Annotated in this window: 4 protein-coding genes; 1 reads left to right on the top strand and 3 read right to left on the bottom strand. The window is 33.6% G+C overall.

The window, feature by feature from the left end; translation table 11 throughout:
* The 3 genes from AB4Y90_RS16415 to AB4Y90_RS16405 all read right to left on the bottom strand — a co-directional run.
* A partial coding sequence (locus AB4Y90_RS16415; protein ID WP_441558649.1) for a sigma-54-dependent transcriptional regulator occupies nt 1–826 on the bottom strand: 826 nt, incomplete at its 3' end.
* Nucleotides 827–992: 166 nt separating this feature from the next.
* Complete coding sequence (locus tag AB4Y90_RS16410) at nt 993–2,456, bottom strand: OmpA family protein (protein WP_441558648.1); 1,464 nt, start codon at nt 2,454–2,456, stop codon at nt 993–995.
* A 427-nt stretch (nt 2,457–2,883) separates the two neighbouring features.
* Complete coding sequence (locus AB4Y90_RS16405) at nt 2,884–3,267, bottom strand: hypothetical protein (protein ID WP_441558647.1); 384 nt, start codon at nt 3,265–3,267, stop codon at nt 2,884–2,886.
* A gap of 254 nt (nt 3,268–3,521) precedes the next feature.
* Here AB4Y90_RS16405 and AB4Y90_RS16400 point away from each other — a divergent pair.
* A partial coding sequence (locus AB4Y90_RS16400) for a DUF3817 domain-containing protein (protein ID WP_441558646.1) occupies nt 3,522–3,706 on the top strand: 185 nt, incomplete at its 3' end.

Genomic DNA, 3,706 nt, shown 5'->3' with positions numbered 1-3,706 from the left:
CATCTGTTTTGATGGGTTTACTGTCTCCTACTTTTAGAAACTCTCCGGATTCTAAAACACGCAATAATTTTGCCTGCAGATCTAATGGCATTTCACCTATTTCATCCAGAAAAACAGTTCCCTGATTGGCTTCCTCGAAAATACCCTTACTGTCTTTCATTGCACCGGTAAATGCGCCTGCTTTGTGACCAAATAATTCGTTTTCCAACAAATCTTTTCCAAAAGCCGAACAATTGATGGCAATAAAATTTTTCTTGTTTCTCTTGCTTGCATGATGAATTGCCTGAGCAAAAACTTCTTTACCGGTTCCTGTTTCACCCGTCAAAAGAACGGTAGCATCGGTCACAGCAACTTTTTTAGCCGAAGAAATTGCGGAAGAAAATGAATCTGATTTACCAATTATACTTTCAAAAGATTGTTTATTATCTAGCTGCTTTTCGAGCTGTAAAACCCTTTTGTTGAGCGCTACTTTTTCTGCGGCTTTGTAAACAAGAGGAAGAATTCTGGTATTATCGTCACCTTTTGTTATATAATCGAAAGCACCGTTCTTAATGGCAAGAACACCATCAGGAATGTTTCCAAAAGCTGTTAAAAGAATAATCTCTACCGTTGAAAATTTATCTTTAATGATTTTCGAAAATTCTACCCCATTTCCATCAGGAAGCTTAACATCACAAATCACAATATCAATTTCTGAGGTTTCGAGTTTTTTTAGACCACTTTTCAGATTACCGGCTTCGAAAACCTCAAACCCTTCAAGACTGATGATGCGTGACAGAAGCGATCTTATTTTGGCTTCATCATCGATAATTAAAATAGTATTCAATCGTGGAATTTTTAAAGTTCAAAATTATAACTAAAATTGAGTTGTTGATGAAATATTTTTCCAAATTTAAAATGTATGTTTTATTTAATAAATTAAGATGTTATTTATTTTCACAAAAAAAAGACTGCCATAAAATGACAGTCTTTGCTAAGAGAAGCTATTATATTTATTTTGCTTTAAAATACACTCTTCTATTTGCTTTATTTTTCCATTCAGGACATTTTGAAGCAGGATCGCATTCAGGATATTTCAAATCTTTTTTTCCATTTCCCTGTGCATCAAGCTTGGTAGATTCTACTCCGTTTTTAATTAAATACTGCTTTACATTGTTTGCTCTGTTTTCAGATAACTTCTGATTGTACGCTTCAGTTCCTCTTGTATCTGTAGCTCCTACAACAGTGTAAGACCCGTTTGAAGAATTGATGTAATTTACTGCGTTATTCAAAATCGGAGTATTGTTTGGCAAAATTCTGTCTGAATTAAGCTCAAATTCAATTCCGTCTAATTTAGTTTCAGATTCTGCTACAGTACCTATTCCTGTTGACTGATTTTCAATAGGACAACCGTTGTTTTCAACAGGTCCCGGAACGGTTACACATTTATCATTAAGGTCGATTACTCCATCTAAATCTACATCAAGAGCAACACCAGATCCGTCAACTCTTGCTCCTGCAGGAGTGTCTAATTGTCTGTCCCAGTCATCGCAAACTCCGTCATTATCAGCATCACCTGCTTTACAAACCTCAAGATCATCTACTTTTGATTCTAAAACTTCTGTTCTGTAATAAATTTCCTGCATCGGATCATGCCACATTAAGTGAGATTCATGTTTTCCTAACTTTAATGAAAGACCAAGGGTAGCGTTGATAAAATTATCAGAATTATTATCTTTTCTTCTATTCACCACGGCGTCTCCACCATCAAAACTATCGTCAGTAGTAACTACATACATCACCCTTCCTTCAAGATCCAATCTTCTGTTGATTTTATATTTCAAACCAGCACCACCCTGTGCAAAAAAAGAAAGACCATCTTTAAGTGGCGTAACCTCTGTTACCAAACGTTGTCCTCTTTCGTCTTTTAAATAAGCTCTATATCCAATGGTTCCTGCACCAGCATATCCGTGTAATGCCCATCTGTATGGAGATTTATTATCTACTCTTCTGAAAATATTCGTTAAATTAATATCTCCAAGTAATGAGATTGCATCATATTGAGTTCTTCCTCCGTACTGTCCGTTTGCAGATGCATTTGCGGGCGCAGCATCTCTGGTATAAAATGCACCCTGACGAGTTTCTCCTCTGTCATATTGCAACTTCAGTCCGAAAGTATGGCTAATTGCTTTATCAATACTCAAATAAGCAGAGTACCCAACCAAACTTTTTCCTGCTCCTTCACCAAATTTTAATGAGGTAAGATCTGCATACTGCACCAATGGAACACCTGCACCAAAAGATATTGACCAATCATTGAATCTCTTTGCAGACTGTGTAAATGGCTGTACGTTGGCAGAGCCAGAAGAGAAGGTATTAGGATATTCTCCGTTGCTCGTTACCTTAATAGAATCTTGTGCAAAAGCACACGAGGGTATCGCCATAGCAAGCGATAAAATTGCTAATTTTGATTTCATATAATAATTTAATTTATTGTTGTTTAAAAAAGTACGGTAATACAGGATAAAACTTCCCTGCAAAACCTGTTTTATTTCTCCCAAATCACTTGCCAGTGCGGGTTTTCAGCTGTATCATCTTATATTCAATTACTGTACCAAAAGGAGCATTGGTATACTGTAATTTATCATTACAATCATAATCACCTGATAATTAGCAATTTTAAAGCAATATTTTATTTATGCTGTTTCAATAAAAAAATAATCCGGATTTTATAAATTGTTTTTGATTTATCTAAAATTTATAAGGAGGTACAAATTAATTTCTCAGAAACCAGAAATAAGCATTTTCTGATTCATAAATAATGACACATAAATAAAAAAGGAACCGAATAATTATTCAATTCCTTTTCAATTTTTATATAAAGAAAATTCTATCATCTATATTTTAATGAAAATTATAAGACAAACGGTAAATATCTCTGAAGTAAATTTCAGTTTCTGAAACTTCTTCGTATTTAGGCAATTTTGTTGATGACTCCGTGAATTTTATATTTTGAGCTACAGGTGATGATTTTGGCTTCTTTTTACATCCGCAATACTTCAGATCATTTTTTTGATGATCATTCAGGTGAATGATTTTAACTTCCGTATATTCAAGCTGCTCAGCTTTTTTAAAACTGGCCTGGTTGAAAGTAAAATGAGGCTCACCATGGTAAAAATAGTGATCAACAATTTCCGGATTATTTTTCTGAGACGAATCGGCGTAGGTTGAAGCATGATATCCGCTACATTTTTGACAAAAAGCCACCTTAATATAAATCTGTTCCATACATTAATTTTGCTACAGATTGTATTACAGATAGCATGCCATAATCTTCTTTAAAGCCTAAATAATTATTAGTTTATTTTTTTAAAACTTAAAATGAGCAAAGAAAGACTTCCCCTCTGATTGAAATTTTGTATCTAAGATGACATTTTAATAAGAATTTGTTGCAATTTTATGCCTGATAAAAAAGAAGACAGATTATTTGTTATTTAATCCAAATTCAGATAAAAATTTAATGAAATAAAACAATCTAATTTATGATCAATTTATACCGTAAAACAGCAATTATTGAAGGAATATCTTATTTAATTTTACTTTTTGTTGCAATGCCAATCAAATATTTGCTTGATATTCCGGAACCTGTAAAATATTTTGGCTGGATTCACGGGGTTCTGTTTCTGTTTTATATGGTCGTTTTAATTGTTGCTTCTTTGAAATACCG

Origin of the sequence: Chryseobacterium sp. 2TAF14, assembly GCF_052115105.1 — a bacterium.
Classification (GTDB): domain Bacteria; phylum Bacteroidota; class Bacteroidia; order Flavobacteriales; family Weeksellaceae; genus Chryseobacterium.
Note: the sequence above shows the minus strand (reverse complement) of the source record. Positions and strands in the feature narration are given on the sequence as shown.